The sequence below is a fragment of the Phenylobacterium sp. J426 genome (assembly GCF_024699945.1).
Lineage (GTDB): Bacteria > Pseudomonadota > Alphaproteobacteria > Caulobacterales > Caulobacteraceae > Phenylobacterium.
The window spans coordinates 1,738,423-1,757,330 of the sequence record NZ_JAJOMY010000001.1 but is presented as its reverse complement, the minus strand read 5'-3'; the positions used below and the strand labels follow the sequence as shown (position 1 = coordinate 1,757,330).

Genomic DNA, 18,908 nt, shown 5'->3' with positions numbered 1-18,908 from the left:
TCTCTGACGGGAGAGCTGAGCCATGGAGACACGCCGCGGCCGCCTGATCGACCATCTGCACCTGCGGGTGAAGGACCTCGAGGCCTCCAAACGCTTCTACAAGGCCTCGATGGAGGCACTCGATCTGCCCTTGGTCGAGGGGGACGGCTACTTCTTCTGCGACGAGCTGTGGGTGGACGAAGGTCCTGCCGACGTCCACAGCCACGCGCATTTCGCCTTCCAGGCCAAGGACGAGGCGGCGGTGCGTCGCTGGCATGCCGCGGTGCTCGCGGCTGGCGGCCGCGACAACGGCGGCCCGGGCGAGCGCGACTATCATCCGGGCTACTACGCCGCGTTCGCCTTCGATCCGGACGGCAACAACGTGGAAGCCGTCTATCACGGCCCGCACGAACGCTCGGCCGACAGCGTCCTGATCACCTGGTGAGCGGCTAGGCGGCCTCGGCCAGGGTGAGAACCGCATTCATCGCCGCGAGCAGGCGTTCGGGCTTCACCGGCTTCTCGACGACGCCGTTCATGCCGCAGCAACGGTAGAAGGCCGCGTCAGCCGGATCGGCGTTGGCCGTGAGCGCCAGGATCGGCACCTGCGAGACGGCGTCACTTCGCGACCGGATCCGGCGGGTCGCCTCCACCCCATCCATCACCGGCATCTTCACATCCATCAGGATGAGGTCGAACTGTCCTGTGGCCGCAGCGATCACGGCCTGCGCGCCGTCCTCGACGCATTCGCTCGTGCAGCCGAACATCTCGCAGAGCGTACGGGCGACCATCCGGTTGGTCTCGTTGTCGTCGGCGATCAGCACGTGCAGCGCCTCCGTCGTCCGCTCGTCGGCCGCTTCGGCCGGCGCCGCTTCCGCGGGTTCCTGCAACTGGTGAAGCGGGACCTCGAAGCGGAAGCGTGCGCCGCGGCCTTCGGAGGCGGCGGCGATGGTCCCGTTCATCCGCTCGACGATCTGGCGGCAGACCGCAAGGCCCAGCCCCGCCCCGCCCTGACGCAGGCCCTGCTCGGTCTGGTGGAAGGGTTCAAAGATGTCGCCCAGCCGTTCGGCCGGGATACCGGGGCCGGTGTCGGTCACCTCGCCCCACAGCCGGACATGGCCGGCCTCGACAGCGCAGCCGACCCGCACGTCCACGCGTCCGGATTCGGTGAACTTCACCGCATTGCCGACGAGGTTGTTCAGCACCTGGCGCAGGCGTCCGGCGTCGGCCAGCGCCCAGACGCCGGAGAGGCCTTCGTAGCGCGCCTCGAAAGCGAGCCCCTTGAGCTCGGCCTGCGCCGCCCACAGGCCGCTGGCGTCGTCCAGTAGCGTCGCAACGGCGACGGGCGCCTCGTCGAGGGCGAGGCCAGAGGCCTCGGCGCGGCTGAGGTCGAGGGCGTCGTTCAACAGCCGCAGCAGCACCCCGCCGGACTCCAGGATCGTGTCCACCAGCGGGGCAAGCTCCGGGGACTTCGCCTTGCGCCGGAGGATCTCGGCCACCGCGAGGACGCCGTTCAGGGGCGTGCGGATCTCGTGGCTCATCACCGCCAGGAAGCGGCCCTTGGCGGCCAGGGCTTCTTGGGTTTCCTGGGCGAGGCGGCTCATCTCCTGGGCATGGGCCGAAGCCGCCGCGCCGGTCGCCTGCAGCAGGGCCAGCGCGGTGCCGACGCCGGCGTAACGGCCGCCGCAGGTGACGATGAAGCCGTGCAGCAGCTCCGACGGCCTTTCCTCGAGGATTCGGCCGCAGAACTCGGCGACCGTGACGTCGCCGTCGGCGATCACCGGATCGGTCTTCATCAGGTGCGAGACCGCGCGCTTGGCCCAAAGCGCGTAGCCGTACTGGGCCGCCATCTGCACGAGGAACGCATTCCGTTCGATGAGGCCGAGCGGCCGGTCCTCGGAATCGACCACGGCGATGGCCAGGGTGTCCGGTTCGGCCTGGAAGCGCTTGTAGATCTCGCTCCCGGTCGCGTGGGGCGAGACGGGCGAGATGAACGGCGCAATATCCAGCAACAACGTCATACGCGGCCTCGCGAAATTCCGCGCGAGGAAAGGTGGAATGACACTAACGGGGGGTTAGACGACGGTCCCCGTTCGGTGAACCTTTTGCGAAACCTTCGTGACGGGTCTCAGGTCAGTCGCAGGAACCAGACCTTGGCAGCGCCGTACTCCCGCGCGTCCAGCAGCTCGTAGCCCTCCACGGCCAGCGGCGGCTCGGCGACGCCGCGCTCAATCACGGCCAAGGCGCCCGGCGCGAGCCAGGCGCCTTCCGCCAGCTTCGCCAGCACCGTCTCGGCCAGGCCCTTGCCGTAAGGCGGATCGAGGAAGGCCAGGTCGAAGGCTGGCCCGTCCGCGCCGGGCCGAACGCCGAGCTGGGTGGCGTCGCGACGATGCACGCGCGTCCGGCCGAACAGCCCCATGTTGTCGACGTTCTCGCGGATCGCCCCGCGGGCGGCCTCATCGGTCTCCACGAACAGGCAGAAGGCGGCGCCGCGTGACAGGGCTTCGAAGCCGAGCGCGCCGGAGCCGGCGAACAGGTCGATGACCCGCCGATCGCGCACGCCCTCGGACCAGGCGGCGTGCTCCAGGATGTTGAACACGGCCTGGCGGGCGCGGTCGGACGTGGGCCGCGTGCCCTGGCCCGGCGGCGTGACCAGGGCCTTGCCGCGGAAATCTCCCGAAACGATGCGCATGGATCAGCTCCGGCGCCGCGGCGGACCTGAGCGCGCCGGGGGTCTGGGCCCGGACGCCGGGCGTTGGCCTGGGCGCTGCGGCTGTCGTCCGCCAGGCTTTCGGGCGGCCGCCGCCGGCCCGCCGGGCTTCGGCCCCGCGTCGCGCACGGACCCGATGGTCTTGCCCTCGATCTTGGCCCTGACCAGCGCCTTGGGCGGCCCCTTCGCCGCGCCCTTCAGCGGCCCCTTGCCGTGTGGCTTCGCCTTGGCCTTCGGCTTGGCCCAACCCGCCTTGTAGTCCTTCTTGGCCTTCTCCTTGGGCGGCGGAACCAGCTCGGTTTCGCGGGTCTCGGCCTGGGCGCGCCGCGACTTCCGCGTCGGCGAGCGATACTGCGGCCGGTCGCCCTTGGGCATGTTCTCCGGCAGGATGAAGCCGGCGAGCTGCTCGCGGATCACCCGCGGACCCACTTCCTCGACCTCGCCGAGGCCCAGCGTTCCGAGCGCGAACGGGCCATAGGACAGCCGGATGAGCCGGTTCACCTTCAGTCCCAGCGCCTCCAGAACGCGGCGGACCTCGCGGTTCTTGCCCTCATGCAGGGTCACGGTCAGCCACAGGTTCGCGCCTTGCGGCCCATCCTTGGCCTTGTCGAGTCGGGCTTCGATCGCGCCATAGCGCACGCCGCCGACGGTGATCCCGTCCTTCAGCTTGTCCAGCCGGTCCTGAGTGATGCGGCCGTGCGCCCGGGCCCGGTAGCGGCGGACGATGCCGGTCGACGGTAGCTCCAGCGCCCGGGCCAGGCCGCCGTCGTTGGTGAGGAGCAGCAGCCCCTCGGAGTTCAGGTCGAGGCGTCCGACCGAGATCAGCCGCGGCAGCTCCGGCGGCAGGGCCTTGAACACCGTCGGACGGTCATGCGGATCCTTGTGCGTCGTCACCAGGCCCACGGGCTTGTGGTAGCGGAACACGCGCACCGGCTCGGGCTCGCCCACCACCGCGCCGTCAACGGTGATGATGTCGCTGGCTTCCACCTTCACCGCAGGCGTCGTCAGCACCTGGCCGTTGATGGCGACGCGGCCCTCCTCGATCAGTCGTTCGACATCGCGTCGCGAGCCGACGCCCGAGCGGGCGAGCAGCTTGGCGATGCGCTCGCCGGCGCCGTCGGCGGAGGCGTCGTCGGCGTCGGAGGCTTGACCGGAAGGGGCGCGGTCGGTTCGTAGGGGATCGTGGACCATGACTGCCGCACCATGCGCATCGCGCTCGAAGCCGCGCAAGCCGCCGCCGAGGCCGGCGAGACGCCGGTGGGCGCCGCCGTCGTGGATCCGGCGACCGGCGAGCTGATCGCCGTCGCCGGCAACGCCCCGATCGGCCGTCACGACCCGACCGCCCATGCGGAGGTGCTGGCGCTGCGGGCCGCCGCGGAGAAGGTCGGCAACTACCGGCTCACGGGCCTGACCCTCGTGGTCACGCTCGAGCCCTGCGCCATGTGCGCCGGCGCCATCAGCCACGCCCGCATCGGGCGCGTCGTTTTCGGCGCCGAGGATCCGAAGGGCGGCGCCGTCGTCCACGGTCCGCGCTTCTTCGACCAGCCCACCTGCCATTGGCGACCCGAGGTGCAGGGCGGCGTGCTGGCCGAGGAAAGCTCGGCTATGCTGAAGGCCTTCTTCCGCGCCAGGCGCAAGGGAGCGAAGCCATGATCCTAGCCATGCTGGCCGCCGGGGCGGTCGCCGTCGATGTCGCCAGCCTGGACTGGCTCGCCGGCGCATGGACGCAGGACCGCGACGGCGGCGTCGTACAGGAAACCTGGCTCCAGCCGCGCGACGGCGTCATGGCCGGCGTCAGCCAGACCAACCGGCCGGGTCGCAAGCCCTTCGTAGAACACATGACGATCAGCGCCGAGCCGGCCGGTCTGACCTTCACCGCCCTGATCCAGGGCCAGCCGCCGACCGCTTTCGTGCTGTTGCCGGGCAAGAACGACGAGCTGGTCTTCGAGAATCCGGCGCACGACTTCCCACAGCGGGTCTTCTACCGCCGCTGCGGCGAGGACCTCTGCGCCGGTATCGAGGGGCGGGTGAAGGGCGAGGTCCGTCGCCAGGAGTGGCGCTACACCCGCGTCAGGTGAAGGCCGCCAGTCGCGCGTCCAGTCGTGCGCGCGCGGCCGGCCACTCGTCGGCGAGGATCGAGAACACCACAGTGTCGCGCACGCGGCCGGTCCAGGTGATCTTCTGGGCGCGCAGGACGCCCTCCTGGACGGCGCCGAGCTTGAGTACGGCGGCCCGCGAGCGGGCGTTCAGCGCATCGACGCAGTACTGCACTCGGTTCATGCCCGCCTCGAAGGCCTGCGCCATCATCAGCCGCTTGGCCGCCGGGTTCACCGCTCCGCCGCGCGCCTGGGGCGCATAGTAGGTGCCGCCCACCTCGACCGTCCGGCTGGCGGCATCGATCGCCAGGAACGAGGTCATGCCCACGCAGCGTCCGCCCTGCGTCACCGCATAGGTCAGGCTGCGCCCGCCGAGCGTGCCCGCCAGCAGCGTGTCCCACGTCGCGTCGAACTGCTCGGGCAGCATCGAGAACGAATAGAGCTGCGTCCACAGGTCGGGATCGGCCCAGCAGGCCTGCTGCAGGTCGCCGCGATGCCGCTCGGCCAGCGGCTCAAGCCGGACGAAGCGGTTCTCCAGGACCTGGGGCGCGAGATGGATGGGCGTGCTCATGGGCGCGACCTAGCCGCCAAGTGGACCGCTCGACAGGTCCACTCCCGCAAGCTTGACCAGACCACTCCGCTGGCGTCGCCGGGGCCGAAAAATAATTGCAGCAGACGCCTTGCAACGTCAGCCGCCAGACATACCTGAAGGCGTGCCCATCCTGGGCGTTTCCTCCCTATGAACTTCCCGGCCCGGCCCCCTGTGGACCGGGCCTTTTTTTGCTCAGCCGGCCAGGAACAGCCGGGCCGCCTGGACCAGGTAGAGCCCGCCGATGGCTGTAACGATCCACCGGGTCCAGCGCCTGAAGTTCACATCGCTCATGCGGTCGAGGACCATCCCGCCGACGAAGGTGCCCGCCATCGACAGCGGCACGGCCGCCAGGAACACCGGCCACGGCGGCAGTCCGCTCGTCGCCGCCGACCCGATCAGCGGCGCGCCATAGACCAGGATCTTGGCGAGGTGGGCGAAGACCTGGGTGGCGGCCTTGGTAGCCACGATGGCGTGGCGACTTAGCTCGGTGCGGACGAAGAAAATGTCGAGCAGCGGCCCGGCGACGCCGGCGGTCAGGTTCAGACCGGTGACAGTCAGCCCCGACAGCAGGGCCTGCGGCGGCCGCGCGGCGTCAAGCTTGATCCACCTCTGCGGCAGCCAGGTGAGCAGCGGCGTCAGGCCCAGAAGCAGGAACAGCAGCGGCTTGGACGGCGTGAACGACAGGATCCCCACCGCCAGGCCCGCGATCAGGGATGCGGCCGCGTACCAGCCGACGATGTCCCAGCGGACGTGACGTCTATGCAGGACAGCCCGCCAGCCGTTGGCCACGAGCTGGAGCAGGCCATGGGTGACGAAGGCGGCCTGTACGGGAAGGACCAGGGCTAGCGCGCCCATCAGCAGGAGGCCGCCCGCCATGCCGAAGATGCCCGATAGGGCGGCCGTCACGAAGGCCGCGGCGACCACGAAGGCGCCCGTTAAGTAGGTCATGGAAGGTCTCCGGGAGAGGAGCCCGCCCCACGGGGGAGGCACAGGCTCCCCCGGATCGCGGACCTCCAGCGCATCGTGCGCGGAGCGGAAAGGGCGCTGCGAGCCGCCTCGGGCGAGCGCCGCCTGGAATGGTTGGGATGATGGCGTGCGGAGCCGTCATGAAGCTCCGCCATACACCGAGGCTTGCCACGGCCAAAGAAAAAGGCCCCGGCGGGAGCCGAGGCCTCACTCTATTGGGCTGCTTGCCGGGTCCTAGTTGCGGAACACCGCCGACATCGAGCTGTCGTGCGGGCCTTCGCGGAACTGCTGCAGCTCGTTGCGGCCGACCACCATGTGATGGACCTCGTCCGGGCCGTCGGCGATCCGCAGGGTGCGGGTGTTGGCGTACATGCGGGCCAGCGGCGTGTGCTGCGACACGCCGAGCGCGCCGTGCATCTGGATCGCCTCATCGATGATCTGGCAGACGCGCTCGGGCACCATCGCCTTGACCATGTGGATCCAGACGCGGGCTTCGCGGTTGCCCAGCACGTCCATCGCCTTGGCGGCCTTCAGCACCATCAGGCGCATCGCCTCGATGTCGATGCGGGCGCGGCTGACGCGCTCGATGTTGCCGCCCAGCTGGATGATCGGCTTGCCGAAGGCGACCCGGCTCATGCCGCGCATCACCATCAGGTCCAGGGCCTTCTCGGCCGAGCCGATGGCGCGCATGCAGTGGTGGATACGGCCCGGGCCCAGGCGCAGTTGGCTGATCTCGAAGCCGCGCCCTTCGCCGAGCAGCATGTTGGAAGCCGGCACGCGGGCGTTGTTGAAGCGAATGTGCATGTGGCCGTGCGGCGCATCGTAGTCGCCGAACACCTGCTGGCCGCCGATGATCTCCACGCCCTCGCAGGGCAACGGCACCAGGATCTGCGACTGCTGCAGATGCGGCGGGTCGTTCTCGCCGCCCGTCTTGACCATGGTGATCATGACCTTGCAGCGCGGGTCCCCGGCGCCCGAGATGTAGTGCTTCTCGCCGGTGATGATGTACTCGTCGCCGACGCGGACCGCGCGCGTGTCGATGTTCTTGGCGTCAGAGCTGGCGGTGTTCAGCTCGGTCATGCAGTAGGCCGAGCGGATCTTCCCCTGCAGCAACGGCTCGAGCCACTGCTTCTTCTGCTCGGGCGTGCCGACGCGCTCCAGCACCTCCATGTTGCCGGTGTCGGGCGCGGCGCAGTTCATGATCTCGGACGCGAGCCGGTTCTTGCCCAGCTCGACGGCGATGTAGGCGTAGTCGAGGTTCGACAGGCCCTCGCCCGTCTCGGCGTTCGGCAGGAAGAAGTTCCAGAGGCCGGCAGCCTTGGCCTTGTCCTTGGCGGCTTCCAGCACCTCGAGCTGCCCGGGCGCGTAGTCCCAGATGTCCGGCCGGCCTTCGCCGAGACGATGGAACTCTTCCGACGCCGGCTCCACCACCTCTTTGATGAACTGCTTCACCTGGTTGTAGAGCGGCAGCGCCTTGTCCGACATGCGCAGGTCGTTCAGCTCGTCCTGCGGGCTCAGCGTGAAGCTGGACTGCGCACGTTCGGCGGTCATGGTCATCTGGTCGCTCCCAATCGACGGGCCGGCGGCGGCCGGCGATTGAAGACATCAGACCACGTTCAAACAAGCGTTTCAACGGACCATATGCCCGCCGCTGACGCTGGGGCAGCGGCCGCGCCGCCAGGGAGGAGGCGGCGCGGCCTCGGCGCTCAGGCGGCCACAGGGGGCGCCATGCGGAGCGCCAGGGTCTGCATCGCGGCCACGCCCAGGGCGCCGGCCGCCTGCACGTAGAGCAGCGCCTGGCCGACCGGGCTGGGCGTCACCCAGCCCAGGACGACGATCAGCACGCTCTCCAGCGCCCAGAGGGTGTTGAACGCGACGAGGCCCCAGACCGCCGGGCGCGGCAACTGCGGCCTGAGGGCGAGCCAGGCCAGCAGGGCGGAGTACCCCAACAAGAAGCCGCCGAGCGGTTGGGTGAAGGCCGGCGTAAGGCCGATCATATCCGAGGCGAGGCCCGCCGCGAACGCGGCTCCCAGGAGACCGCAGACGGCGGCGTCGAGGCCGATCACGGCGCGGAGGAAGGTCGAACGGATGGCGCTCATGGCGGGATTCCCTATTCGGCGAGCGGCCATGAAGGCCGCGGACGCAGGAAGGCTCACCCGCCGGACGCGGTGCGTCGATTACGTCCCAGGTCAACTTCTCCGGCCCGCTCACAGATAGAGCGGACGCCTCGCGGCGATCGTCGCCGCCGGTGCGACGAGCGCGAGCACGGCGAGGCCAGAAGCCGCCACAGCCAAGCTCGGGTCAAGACGCGCGCGAGGGGGAACGGCGCGCCGCGCCTGTCCGAGCTTCGCCTCGGCCTCGGCCATGTAGTCCCGGGTGATGGGCAGCGCCTCGGTCTGCTTGGCGAGCTGCACCTGGAATACGAAGTGGCCGCGGTGGCGGAAAGCCATCTCCGAGATGCCGAGATAGAACTCCCACATCCGGCAGAACCGCTCGTCCATCATGGCGGCGATCTCGTCCCGCTGGCCGGCGAACCGCTCGCGCCAGGCCTTCAGGGGTCTCGGCGTAGTGCAGGCGCAGGATCTCGATGTCGGTGACCCGCAGGCCGGCCCGCTCGATGGCGGGCAGGACCTCGGACAGCGCCGGGATGTAGCCGCCCGGAAAGATGTATTTCGCCACCCAGGCGTTGGTGACGTTCGGCCCTTCCGGACGTCCGATCGAGTGGACGAGCGCCACGCCGTCGTCCTTCAGCAGCCGCGCGATCCCGTCGAAATACGCCTGGTAGTTCGGCCGGCCGACATGCTCGAACATGCCCACCGAAACGATGCGGTCGTAAGGCCCCGGCACGTCGCGGTAGTCGGTCAGCGAGAACGTCACCCGGCCGTCGAGCGCTTTCGCTCGGGCGCGTTCCTGCGCCAGCGCCAGCTGCTCGGTGGACAACGTGATCCCGTCGACCTCGACGCCGGCCTCTTCGGCCAGCGTCATGGCCATGCCGCCCCAGCCGCAACCGATGTCGAGAACCTTGAGGCCCGGCGCGAGAGCGAGCTTGGCCGCGATGTGTCGCTTCTTGGCGAGTTGCGCCTCCTCCAGCGTCATGTCGGGCCGGGCGAAGTAGGCGCAGGAGTACTGCATGTCCTCGTCGAGGAAGCGCCGGTAGAGTTCGTTGGAGAGATCGTAGTGGTGCGCCACGTTGCGCCGCGACGCCTGGCGGTGGTTCGCCTCGCGGCGGCGGTCGCGCAACCAGCGCGCCAGCGGCCCGCGGGTCTTGCGCGGCTTGAACTTGGCGTTAGCGCCGATCAGATCGATGAACTGGGCGATCTCGCCCTGTTCCAGAACCAGACCGCCCTCCACATAGGCCTCGCCCACCCCCAGGCCCGGCTTGGACGCGATCCGCGCCGCCCACATCGCACTCGTGATCCGCGCCACCAGCGGGGGCCCTGAGCCGTTACCCAGCTTCAGCTTGCGGCCGCCAGGCAAGATCAGCGTCAGATCGCCTTCGCGGACCGTATTCTGCAGGACGGATTGCAGGCTCATCGCCTCTCCCCCACATGTCGACGTTCCGAAGGAACGTCGGTCCAGCGGCCGCCGTTCCAGGTTGAGCTTGCGAGTTAAGGCGAAGCTTTGCAACGGCGCCGTCTTGACTCCCGACAGCCGTTTTCCTACCTCGCAGCCGACGTTAGCACTCACAGGCCGAGACTGCTAACAGGCGGCCCGGCGGCGCTGACGTCACCTTGAACTCAAACCACCACCGTCTCGAACGGAGAAAGAGCATCATGGCGTTTCGTCCCCTGGGAGACCGCGTCCTCGTCAAGCGCGTCGAGGAAGAAGAGAAGACCAAGGGCGGGATCATCATCCCCGACACGGCCAAGGAGAAGCCGCAGGAAGGCGAAGTGATCGCCGTCGGCCCCGGCGCGCGTGACGATAGCGGCAAGGTCGTGGCCCTCGACGTCCAGGTCGGCGACCGCATCCTGTTCGGCAAGTGGTCGGGCACCGAAGTGAAGCTCGACGGCCAAGACCTCCTCATCATGAAGGAAAGCGACATCCTGGGCGTGGTCGCCTAAGCGGCGCGCGCCTCCGGACCCGTTTCCTGAACACCCTCTAGAGAGAAGAGAACCATCATGGCTGCGAAAGACGTCTATTTCGCCTCCGACGCCCGCGATCGCATGCTGCGCGGCGTCAACATCCTCGCCAACGCGGTGAAGGTCACCCTGGGCCCGAAGGGCCGCAACGTGGTGATCGAAAAGTCCTTCGGCGCCCCGCGCTCGACCAAGGACGGCGTGTCGGTCGCCAAGGAAATCGAACTGTCGGACAAGTTCGAGAACCTGGGCGCCCAGCTCATCCGTGAAGTCGCGTCCAAGACCAACGACAAGGCCGGCGACGGCACCACCACCGCCACGGTCCTGGCCCAGGCGATCGTCGTCGAGGGCCTGAAGTCGGTCGCCGCCGGCATGAACCCGATGGACCTGAAGCGCGGCGTCGACAAGGCGGTCGCCAAGGTCATCGAAGAGATCAAGGGCAACGCCAAGAAGGTCTCGGCCAACTCGGAAATCGCCCAGGTCGGCACCATTTCGGCCAACGGCGACCTGGAAGTGGGTGAGATGATCGCCCGCGCCATGGAAAAGGTCGGCAACGAAGGCGTCATCACCGTCGAAGAAGCCAAGACCGCCGAGACCGAACTCGACGTCGTCGAAGGCATGCAATTCGACCGCGGCTACCTGTCGCCCTACTTCATCACCAACGCCGACAAGATGGAGGCCGACCTCGAAGAGCCGCTGATCCTGCTCTTCGAAAAGAAGCTCTCCTCGCTGCAGCCGCTGCTGCCGGTGCTGGAAGCCGTGGTGCAGTCGGGCCGGCCGTTGCTCATCATTGCTGAAGACGTCGAAGGCGAAGCGCTGGCGACCCTCGTGGTCAACAAGCTGCGCGGTGGCCTGCGCGTCGCGGCGGTCAAGGCTCCGGGCTTCGGCGATCGCCGCAAGGCCATGCTGGAAGACATTGCGATCCTGACCGGCGGTCAGCTGATCTCGGAAGACCTGGGCATCAAGCTCGAGGTCGGTCACGCTCGACATGCTGGGCAAGGCCAAGAAGGTCTCGATCACCAAGGACGACACCACGATCGTCGACGGCGCCGGCGACAAGGCCGGCATCGAAGGCCGCGTGGCGCAGATCAAGAAGCAGATCGAGGACACCACCTCGGACTACGACAAGGAAAAGCTGCAAGAGCGTCTGGCGAAGCTCGCCGGCGGCGTTGCGGTGATCCGCGTCGGCGGCGCCACCGAAGTCGAAGTGAAGGAAAAGAAGGACCGCGTCGACGACGCCCTGAACGCGACCCGCGCGGCCGTGGAAGAAGGCATCGTCCCCGGCGGCGGCGTCGCCCTGCTGAAGGCCTCGAAGGTTCTCGACGGCTTCAAGGGTGACAACGACGACCAGGAAGCCGGCGTCGCCATCGTGCGCCGCGCTCTGCAGGCCCCGATCCGTCAGATCGCCGAGAACGCCGGCGTGGAAGGCTCGATCGTGGTCGGCAAGGTCCTGGAGAACGGCTCGCCCACCTTCGGCTTCAACGCCCAGACGGAAGAGTACGTCGACCTGGTCCAGGCCGGCGTGATCGACCCCGCGAAGGTCGTCCGGACGGCCCTGCAGGACGCCGCCTCGGTGGCCGGCCTGCTGATCACCACGGAAGCCGCGATCGTCGAAGCCCCCAAGAAGGGCGGCGCCGGCGGCGCCCGGGCGGCATGCCCGGCGGCATGGGCGACATGGACTTCTAATCCAGCGCTTCATCGCTAAGACGGAGGGCGGGGCCGCGAGGCTCCGCCCTTTTTCTTTGTCGAGGCGCGATGTCGCTCCGCTACGAAGCCGAAGCCGAGATCTGGGCCTATGACGGGCCCGGCGCCTGGCACTTCATCACCTTGCCTCGGGATATCGCCGAAGGCATCCGCACCGTGGGCGGCCGTCGCGCGCCCTTCGGCTCTCTGCGGGTCACCGCGGCCATCGGCGAGGTCCGGTGGAAGACCTCGCTCTTCGCGGACCGCAAGCGCGGATCGTTCCTGCTGCCGGTCAAGGCGGACGTCAGGCGACGCGCACAGGTGTCGGCGGGTCAGACCACCGCCTTCTCGATCGAGATCGAAACGTGACGCTCCCTCAGGCGACGATGGCGTCGACGGCGGCGTCGTACTCGGCCTGGGCGTCGTCAACGGCCCGCTGGGCGACCTCGCGTTCGGCGTCGGTGCTCACGACGTCCAGGATCTGCTTGGCCTCCTCGAGCTTCGCCTCGGCTTCTTTCCAGCGAGCGTAGCCGGGATGGTTCTCGATCGACACAGGTCGGCCTCCAGATCAATTCCGCGCGCCTTACCTAACGGCCGCCCTGCTAGTCTACGCTGAACGACAAGGGAAGGATCCGCCATGGCCGACTCCAGCGCCGTCGTCGACGCCGAGGTGCTCTACGAGGTCAGCGAGCATATCGCGACCATCACCCTGAACCGTCCGGACCGGATGAACACCATCTCGGGCCCGATGCTGGGGCAGCTGGCAGAGCTGTTGCTCAAGGCAGATCGTGATCCCCAGGTGCGGGCGATCATCCTGACCGGCTCGGGGAAGGCGTTCTGCGCGGGCCTCGACCTGCGCGGCGCGAGCGAGGGCAAGCTCGGGCTCGAAGGGGCGTCGTCGCCCACGAACCTCGATCTGCGCTCCACGCCGCCGACCGTGCTGTTCAACCTCGACACGCCGACGATCTGCGCCCTCAACGGCTCGGCGGCCGGCTACGGCCTGGACACCGCCCTGGGCTGCGACATGCGGATCGCCGCCGAGGGCGCGAAGTTCGCCGTCGCCTTCACCAAGCGCGGGGTGGTGCCGGAGTCCGGCGGCACCTGGCTGCTGCCCCGGCTTGTCGGGTGGTCGAAAGCTGCCGAGCTGATCTTCACCGGCCGCACGCTGAGCGCCGAGGAAGCGGTCACCTGGGGCCTCGCATCCCGCGTCGTGCCGGCCGACCAGCTGCAGGCGGAGGCCCGCAGGCTCGCCGCGGAGGTGGCCGCCAACGCCCCCCTCGCCGTGCAGGCGGCCAAGCGCATGATGCGCATGGGCCTCTCCGAAGGCTTCGACGAGCACGTGCACCACGTGTTCCTGCAGCTGATGCCGCTCGTGCGAACCAAGGATTTTGGCGAGGCGGTAGCCGCCTTCATGGAGAAGCGGCCGGCGAACTTCGAAGGTCGCTAGCGCCGCCCGCGGTCGTCGCGGGCGATCATGTTGCCGATCCAACTCACCACGCCGGTGACGATGGCCGCGAACACCCCGGGAACCAGGCCGTCGACGTGGAAGCCGCCGAGCAGCATGGCCACCAGGCCAATCATCGCGGCGTTCACCACCAGCAGGAAGAGACCGAGCGTCACGATCGTCAGGGGCAGGGTCAGGATGAAGACCACCGGCCTGACGATTGCGTTCACAACGCCCAACAGGATCGCGGCCACGACCAGCGTGCCCGTGTTCTCGACCTCGACCCCGGGCACGATCTTGGCGGCGATCCAGAGGCCGATGGCGGCGAACACCGCGCGGACGAGGAACTTCAGCATGGCGTCTCCTTGCATGGCCGAGACTACAGCGCCGTCTTGACGAGACAACAGCCGCGCCGCTGGCCGGTCGTCCCCGCAACTTGCGGGTGCGTTCCACAGCTCCGTTGGACCGACTCTGCAGCAAAGGTTAAGGTTAACGCGCCGAGGCGTCGCTGACACCGCCTCGGCGGGGCATTCGGGGGAATTGGCCTATGCCGGCAGCACGCTGGAAGGTGCTCGACGAGCGCCTGGATATCGTGGCGCGAACGCGATGGGAGGTGCTGACGGTTCGATCGGCCGCCGCCGTGGTCGCCGCGCTGCTTTCGATCCAGCCGTTCGGCGTGCTCTGGAGCATCGGTTGGTTCGCCTGCTTCGCTGTCACCGAGGCAGGCGCGCGGCTGGTCTCGCGGGCGGCGCTGAGCGACGGCGTCCTCGCGCCGCGGGCGCGGCTGGCCTACCTGCTGCTGACGATGCTCGCGGGCCTCGTCTGGTGCGCTCTGGCCGTGCGAGGCTGGGTGTCCGGCCAGGAGGCGCTGCGACTGGCCGCCGTCGCGGTGCTCGTCACGGTTCTGATCCACGCGATCGGCTTCTCGTCCCGAACCCCGGTGGCCTTGCTGGCCATGTGCGCGCCGGCAGCCCTCCTGTGGCTCGCCCTGCCGCTCGCGCTTGGCGGCTACGAGCCCGGCGACCTGATGATCGTCGGCTTCGGCACCTTCATGGCCCTTGCCTATGTGCTGGCCGCCGCATGGGCGACCAAGAAGAACGCCCAGGCGCTCGAAGACGCCGAACGGCGGGCCAAGGAAGCCAGCGAAACAAAATCAGCATTCCTCGGCATGGTCTCGCACGAGATCCGCACGCCGATGAACGGCGTGATGGGTATGGCGCGGGCGCTGCAGGCGACGCAGCTCACCAGCCAGCAGCGCGAATACCTCGACACCATCATCCGCTCGGGCGACGCATTGATGGACATCCTCAACGATGTCCTGGACCACACCAAGATCGAGGCCGGGCGGCTGGAGCTGAACGTAGCGCCCTTCAATCTCCGCCTCCTCGGCGAACAGTCCGTTCAGCTCTGGTCAGAGGCCGCAGCCGCCAAGAACCTGGAGCTCATCTGCGAGATCGATCCGGAGTTGCCGGCCTACGTCCAGGGTGATGAGGCGCGCGTCCGCCAGATCGTCCAGAACCTGCTGTCCAACGCCCTGAAGTTCACCGGCAACGGCCGGGTCACACTGGCCATCAACCGTTCGCTACAGGCAGATGGCGAAAGCGGCGTCGAGATCCTCGTCCGGGACACTGGGCCCGGAATGAGCGCCGATCAGACGGCGCGCCTGTTCCGTCCGTTTGTCCAGGCAGAGGCCTCGGCGGCGCGCAGATACGGCGGCACCGGCCTCGGCCTCTCGATCTGTCGCACGCTGTGTTCGATGATGGGCGGCGAAATCGGAGTGGAAAGCCGACCCGGGGACGGCGCGACGTTCCGGGTCCGCCTGCCGCTGCCGCCCGCCGAGATCACCCCTGTCGACACACAGCCCAGCCCGAAGAGCGTGGCGTCCAGCCTGTCGGACGTGCGCATCCTCGTCACCGACGACAATCCGATCAACCTGGCGGTCGCGCGCGCTCTCCTGAGAGCGACAGGCGCGTCGGTGGAAACGGCGGCGCACGGCGTCGAGGCTCTCGACAGGGTGCAGACGGATCTCTTCGACGTCTTGCTGATGGACGTTCACATGCCGGATTTCGACGGTGTCGAGGTGGTGCGCCACATCCGCGCCGGCCTCGCCGGCCCACAGGACGTCCCCGTTGTCGCCCTGACGGGCCAGGCAGGACCGGGCGAGGAGGATCGACTGCGCACGCTAGGCTTCGACGCCCTGCATACCAAGCCCATCCGTCAGGCTGAGCTCGTCGCCACCATCCTCCGCGTGCTCGAGCATCGTCGCCGAGACCGGGACGTCGCCTAGGCCTCGATCCTGTCCAGGACGGGCACGTGGGGCGCCAGCCGGCCGCCTACGCGGATCGGCTCGATGCGTCTGGCAAGCCCGGTCCGGTCGTCCGTTTCCACGAACACGCCGCAGACCGTCGCCGGCCCCTCGGCCGGCTTGTATCGACCGCCCGAGATCTTGGTGGTGAACCGCCGCAGCGGCTCGTCCTTCTGGTTGCCGATCACGCTGTCGTAGTCGGCGCAGGCTCCGGCGTCGGTCTGGTAGGCCGTGCCGCCCGGCAGGATCTGGGCGTCGGCCGTCGGCACGTGGGTATGAGTGCCGACGACGAGGCTGGCGCGGCCGTCGCACCAATGGCCCATGGCCATCTTCTCGGAGCTGACCTCGGCGTGCATGTCGACGATGATGGCGTCAGCCACCGCGCCCAGCGGCGCGGATTCGAGTTCACGGTCCACGGCTGCGAAAGGATCGTCCAGGGGATCCATGTAGACCCGTCCCAGCAGGTTCACGACCAGCACCCGGCGTCCGGACGGCGTGTCGAACAACTGCGCCCCGCGACCCGGCGCGTGGCTCAGCGGCGGGTAGTTCAGCGGTCGGATCAGCCGGGGCTCGCGGACGATGTAGGTCAGCGCCTCCTTCTGATCCCACGAATGATTGCCGAGCGTCAGGCAGTCGGCGCCGGCGTCGAACAGCTCGTTCGCGGTGGCCTCGGTGATACCGAACCCCGCAGCGGCGTTCTCCGCGTTGACGACGACGAAGTCGAGTTGCAGCCGGCGCTTCAAGCCGGGCAGGAACTCGGTGAGGCCGTCGCGGCCCGATCGACCGACCACATCGCCGAAGAAGGCAAGTTTCATCGCGCCTCCTTAGCGACCAGGACGAACTCCGTCTCGGTCAGAATGGCGTCGAGGGGCTGGTCGTGCGGCTCCATCGGGATCTCGTCCAGTTCCTGGCCGGCGTAGGCCAGGCCCAGTACGCAAACAGGCTTGGTCGCCCGAAGGTTCGCCAGCGTCCGATCATAGTGGCCGGCGCCCTGGCCCAGGCGGCCGCCGCGCCGGTCGAAGGCCAGCAACGGGCAGATGACGAGGTCCGGCTCGACAACGTCGGCCCAAGCCGGCGGCGCCGGGATGCCGAAGGCGTCGGGTTCGAGGGGCGTGCGGCTGTCCCACAGCCGGAACTCCAGCGGCAGGTCGCGGCTGACGGCGGTGGGCAGCGCGGGCGCCGCGCCCAGCTCGGCCAGACGCAGCATCAGCGGCAGGGGATCGATCTCCGCGCCCTGAGCGACATAGCCCGAGAAGCTGTTGAACTCAGGCAGGCGGTCGAGCGGCAGTCGCTCGGCGGCGCGTTCTGCGGCGTTCGGGGTCGCGGCGGCGAGCGCGCGTCGAAGGCCGCGGAGGCGCTTTCGCAGCGCCGTCTTTTCCGGGATGACAGTCACCGGCCCCTTGTAGGGCAAAATGGGTGGCGGCGCCGCGAAGAGCCGTGAAGGTCAGTTCAATTCCCTCGACCTGGATAGACCAGGTGGGCGCCGTTTACCCGAGACCACGATCCCGGGCAGGGACAGCTCCCTTTGAGTGAATTAAGGTCGCTGGAATATTGTCGCCTTCGACGAGAGCCGCAGCAGGACCCGCCGCCGTCCAACGTAGTGGCCGAGACCTCCATTCTCAAGCGCGGCCAATCGCCCGTTCTGCGTCACCGCCCTTCAACTGGCTCGTCCCTGGTTCTACATCTCCCCCTGTGAACGCCATTTCGCCCGCCTCGACCGCTGCCGCGCCGTCCCTCGCCAGATGGGCGAACGAGCTGACGCGCGACCTGATGCGGCCGAACCCGCGCATCTACTGGGCCGACCTGATCGCGACGTCGGCGGTCACCTACCTCAGCCTTTGGGTTGCGACGACAGCCTCGGTGGCCTGGGCGATCGCCGCTGGCGCGGTCTGCGTGCTGGCGCTGTATCGCGCCGTCAGCTTTATCCACGAGCTGACGCACCAGCGGCGGGACGACCTGCCGGGCTTCCACCTCGGCTGGAATCTGCTGGTCGGCGTGCCCTTCCTGACGCCCTCGCTGCTCTACGAGGGCGTGCACATGCTGCACCATGCCAAGGACCGCTACGGCACGGTGCGCGACCCCGAATACATGCCCCTGGCGCGTCTTCCCGTTCGAAGCCTCTTGGGCTTCGTGCTGATCGCCCTGCTGGCGCCGGTAGGCGTGATCCTGCGGTTCGCTGTGTTGGCGCCGGTCTCGTTCCTGCTTCCGCCGCTGCGGCGATGGATCATCGCCAAGACGTCGGCGATGACAATCAACACCGAGTTCGCCCGCGAGGACTTCGACCGGGCGGCCAAGGCGCCGTGGCTCGCGCAGGAGATCGCCTGCTGGCTCTGGAGCTGGACGGTGATCGGGCTGACGGCCGCCGGCGTGATCCCGCTGCGGGCGGTCGTCATCGTCATCGGCATCTATGCCGTCTTCGCCTTCGTGAACCAGCTGCGCACCGCCGTCGCCCACTACTGGGAGAACGACGGGGGCATGATGACCTTCGAGGGCCAGTTCCTCGACAGCGTGAACGTCCCGCCCCCGGCCATGCTGCCGTTCCTGTGGGCGCCGGTCGGCCTGCGCTACCACGGTCTCCACCACCTGCTCCCGCGGATGCCGTACCACAACCTGGGCCGCGCGCACGCGAGGCTGGCGGCCAGCGTGCCGGCCGATCACGCCTATCGCCGGATAGAGCAGCCGGAGCTCGTGCCGGCGCTGGGCCACCTGATCCGCAGGACCCGCTAGGCGGCCTCGTCGCTCGCGAGCCTCTCGATCCGGCGGGCGGCCGTCTCGAGCGCCGCGACCGCCTTCGATTCGACCCGGGAGCGTTCGCCCTGGAGCTTGCCGACCTCGACCTGCAGGGCGGCGAGCCGGTTCCTGGCGTCCGCCAGTTCATCGGCCAGCAGCAGGGCGCCCATCAGGAACAGGCGGGTGTCGCCCAGCTGGCCCATGTCGGCCGAGACGTGGCGAACCTGCTGGTCGAACATCTTGGCCAGGTCCTGCAGGTGCTGCTCCTGCCCGTCTTCACAGCCCACCGCATAGGGCCGGCCGTTCACCTCGACGCTGATCTGAGCCATG

Annotated in this window: 21 protein-coding genes and 2 pseudogenes; 9 read left to right on the top strand and 14 right to left on the bottom strand. The window is 68.7% G+C overall.

Translation table 11 applies throughout. From position 1 onward, the window contains the following. Positions 1-22: 22 nt before the first annotated feature. On the top strand, positions 23-424 hold the full coding sequence (locus LRS10_RS09175; RefSeq protein ID WP_257836978.1) for a VOC family protein: 402 nt from the start codon (positions 23-25) through the stop codon (positions 422-424). Between the two features lie 4 nt (positions 425-428). Here the strand turns inward: LRS10_RS09175 and LRS10_RS09170 are convergent, their stop codons facing one another. The 3 genes from LRS10_RS09170 to LRS10_RS09160 all read right to left on the bottom strand — a co-directional run bounded on the left by LRS10_RS09170 (position 429) and on the right by LRS10_RS09160 (position 3,877). After that, positions 429-1,997 (bottom strand): ATP-binding protein, encoded by a 1,569-nt coding sequence (locus tag LRS10_RS09170; protein WP_257836977.1) that lies wholly within the window; start codon positions 1,995-1,997, stop codon positions 429-431. Between the two features lie 107 nt (positions 1,998-2,104). After that, entirely contained in the window at positions 2,105-2,668 is a 564-nt protein-coding gene (gene rsmD / locus LRS10_RS09165; protein ID WP_257836976.1) for a 16S rRNA (guanine(966)-N(2))-methyltransferase RsmD, read from the bottom strand. Positions 2,669-2,671: 3 nt separating this feature from the next. Continuing rightward, positions 2,672-3,877: a pseudouridine synthase gene (locus LRS10_RS09160; protein ID WP_257836975.1), complete on the bottom strand. Its 1,206-nt coding sequence runs from the start codon at positions 3,875-3,877 to the stop codon at positions 2,672-2,674. A gap of 12 nt (positions 3,878-3,889) precedes the next feature. Here LRS10_RS09160 and tadA point away from each other — a divergent pair, with 12 nt between their 5' ends. Together tadA and LRS10_RS09150 are read left to right on the top strand one after the other, a co-directional pair. Continuing rightward, positions 3,890-4,339 carry a tRNA adenosine(34) deaminase TadA gene (gene tadA / locus LRS10_RS09155; protein WP_257839119.1) on the top strand — a complete coding sequence of 150 codons (450 nt, stop codon included), beginning with the start codon at positions 3,890-3,892 and terminating at the stop codon, positions 4,337-4,339. Then, positions 4,336-4,764 carry a DUF6265 family protein gene (locus LRS10_RS09150; protein ID WP_257836974.1) on the top strand — a complete coding sequence of 143 codons (429 nt, stop codon included), beginning with the start codon at positions 4,336-4,338 and terminating at the stop codon, positions 4,762-4,764. Before tadA ends, LRS10_RS09150 begins: the two co-directional genes overlap by 4 nt. On the opposite strand, the gene LRS10_RS09145 is transcribed toward LRS10_RS09150, so the two are convergent. The 6 genes and pseudogenes from LRS10_RS09145 to LRS10_RS24455 form a co-directional block, all read right to left on the bottom strand. Further along, on the bottom strand, positions 4,757-5,353 hold the full coding sequence (locus tag LRS10_RS09145; RefSeq protein ID WP_257836973.1) for a GNAT family N-acetyltransferase: 597 nt from the start codon (positions 5,351-5,353) through the stop codon (positions 4,757-4,759). The genes LRS10_RS09150 and LRS10_RS09145 overlap by 8 nt on opposite strands. A gap of 213 nt (positions 5,354-5,566) precedes the next feature. Next, positions 5,567-6,322: a TSUP family transporter gene (locus LRS10_RS09140; RefSeq protein ID WP_257836972.1), complete on the bottom strand. Its 756-nt coding sequence runs from the start codon at positions 6,320-6,322 to the stop codon at positions 5,567-5,569. A gap of 252 nt (positions 6,323-6,574) precedes the next feature. After that, a complete protein-coding gene (locus tag LRS10_RS09135; protein WP_257836971.1) occupies positions 6,575-7,897 on the bottom strand; it encodes an acyl-CoA dehydrogenase family protein in 1,323 nt (440 codons plus the stop codon). Between the two features lie 149 nt (positions 7,898-8,046). Beyond that, positions 8,047-8,439, bottom strand: coding sequence for a hypothetical protein (locus tag LRS10_RS09130; protein WP_257836970.1), 393 nt, complete (start codon positions 8,437-8,439; stop codon positions 8,047-8,049). A gap of 108 nt (positions 8,440-8,547) precedes the next feature. Continuing rightward, positions 8,548-8,841, bottom strand: coding sequence for a hypothetical protein (locus LRS10_RS24460; RefSeq protein ID WP_308237944.1), 294 nt, complete (start codon positions 8,839-8,841; stop codon positions 8,548-8,550). Between the two features lie 118 nt (positions 8,842-8,959). Next, positions 8,960-9,745: pseudogene (locus LRS10_RS24455) on the bottom strand (class I SAM-dependent methyltransferase); the annotation flags it as partial. Between the two features lie 368 nt (positions 9,746-10,113). Here LRS10_RS24455 and groES point away from each other — a divergent pair. The 3 genes and pseudogenes from groES (at position 10,114) to LRS10_RS09110 (ending at position 12,468) form a co-directional block, all read left to right on the top strand. Beyond that, positions 10,114-10,401, top strand: coding sequence for a co-chaperone GroES (gene groES / locus LRS10_RS09120; RefSeq protein ID WP_257836969.1), 288 nt, complete (start codon positions 10,114-10,116; stop codon positions 10,399-10,401). 57 nt (positions 10,402-10,458) lie between these two features. After that, positions 10,459-12,102 (top strand): annotated as a pseudogene (gene groL / locus LRS10_RS09115) (chaperonin GroEL). A gap of 69 nt (positions 12,103-12,171) precedes the next feature. After that, positions 12,172-12,468 (top strand): DUF1905 domain-containing protein, encoded by a 297-nt coding sequence (locus LRS10_RS09110; RefSeq protein ID WP_257836968.1) that lies wholly within the window; start codon positions 12,172-12,174, stop codon positions 12,466-12,468. 7 nt (positions 12,469-12,475) lie between these two features. Here LRS10_RS09110 and LRS10_RS09105 read toward each other — a convergent pair whose 3' ends face one another. Then, positions 12,476-12,652, bottom strand: a complete 177-nt coding sequence (locus LRS10_RS09105) for a hypothetical protein (protein ID WP_257836967.1) — start codon at positions 12,650-12,652, stop codon at positions 12,476-12,478. Positions 12,653-12,736: 84 nt separating this feature from the next. On the opposite strand from LRS10_RS09105, the gene LRS10_RS09100 reads away from it, so the two are divergent. Further along, positions 12,737-13,546 (top strand): enoyl-CoA hydratase/isomerase family protein, encoded by an 810-nt coding sequence (locus LRS10_RS09100; protein ID WP_257836966.1) that lies wholly within the window; start codon positions 12,737-12,739, stop codon positions 13,544-13,546. Here LRS10_RS09100 and LRS10_RS09095 read toward each other — a convergent pair. Further along, positions 13,543-13,899: a phage holin family protein gene (locus tag LRS10_RS09095; protein ID WP_257836965.1), complete on the bottom strand. Its 357-nt coding sequence runs from the start codon at positions 13,897-13,899 to the stop codon at positions 13,543-13,545. The two genes, LRS10_RS09100 and LRS10_RS09095, sit on opposite strands and share 4 nt — an antisense overlap. 191 nt (positions 13,900-14,090) lie before the next feature. Here LRS10_RS09095 and LRS10_RS09090 point away from each other — a divergent pair, with 191 nt between their 5' ends. Then, on the top strand, positions 14,091-15,830 hold the full coding sequence (locus LRS10_RS09090; protein ID WP_257836964.1) for an ATP-binding protein: 1,740 nt from the start codon (positions 14,091-14,093) through the stop codon (positions 15,828-15,830). Here LRS10_RS09090 and LRS10_RS09085 read toward each other — a convergent pair. Together LRS10_RS09085 and LRS10_RS09080 are read right to left on the bottom strand one after the other, a co-directional pair. Next, a complete protein-coding gene (locus LRS10_RS09085) occupies positions 15,827-16,663 on the bottom strand; it encodes a TIGR00282 family metallophosphoesterase (RefSeq protein WP_257836963.1) in 837 nt (278 codons plus the stop codon). The two genes, LRS10_RS09090 and LRS10_RS09085, sit on opposite strands and share 4 nt — an antisense overlap. Next, positions 16,660-17,241, bottom strand: a complete 582-nt coding sequence (locus LRS10_RS09080) for a 5-formyltetrahydrofolate cyclo-ligase (RefSeq protein WP_257836962.1) — start codon at positions 17,239-17,241, stop codon at positions 16,660-16,662. The genes LRS10_RS09085 and LRS10_RS09080 overlap by 4 nt, the downstream gene beginning before the upstream one ends. 377 nt (positions 17,242-17,618) lie before the next feature. Between LRS10_RS09080 and LRS10_RS09075 the strand changes: the two genes are divergently transcribed. Beyond that, positions 17,619-18,575: a fatty acid desaturase gene (locus tag LRS10_RS09075; protein ID WP_257836961.1), complete on the top strand. Its 957-nt coding sequence runs from the start codon at positions 17,619-17,621 to the stop codon at positions 18,573-18,575. On the opposite strand, the gene LRS10_RS09070 is transcribed toward LRS10_RS09075, so the two are convergent. Further along, a complete protein-coding gene (locus LRS10_RS09070) occupies positions 18,572-18,907 on the bottom strand; it encodes a cell division protein ZapA (RefSeq protein WP_257836960.1) in 336 nt (111 codons plus the stop codon). The two genes, LRS10_RS09075 and LRS10_RS09070, sit on opposite strands and share 4 nt — an antisense overlap. Position 18,908: the final 1 nt, after the last annotated feature.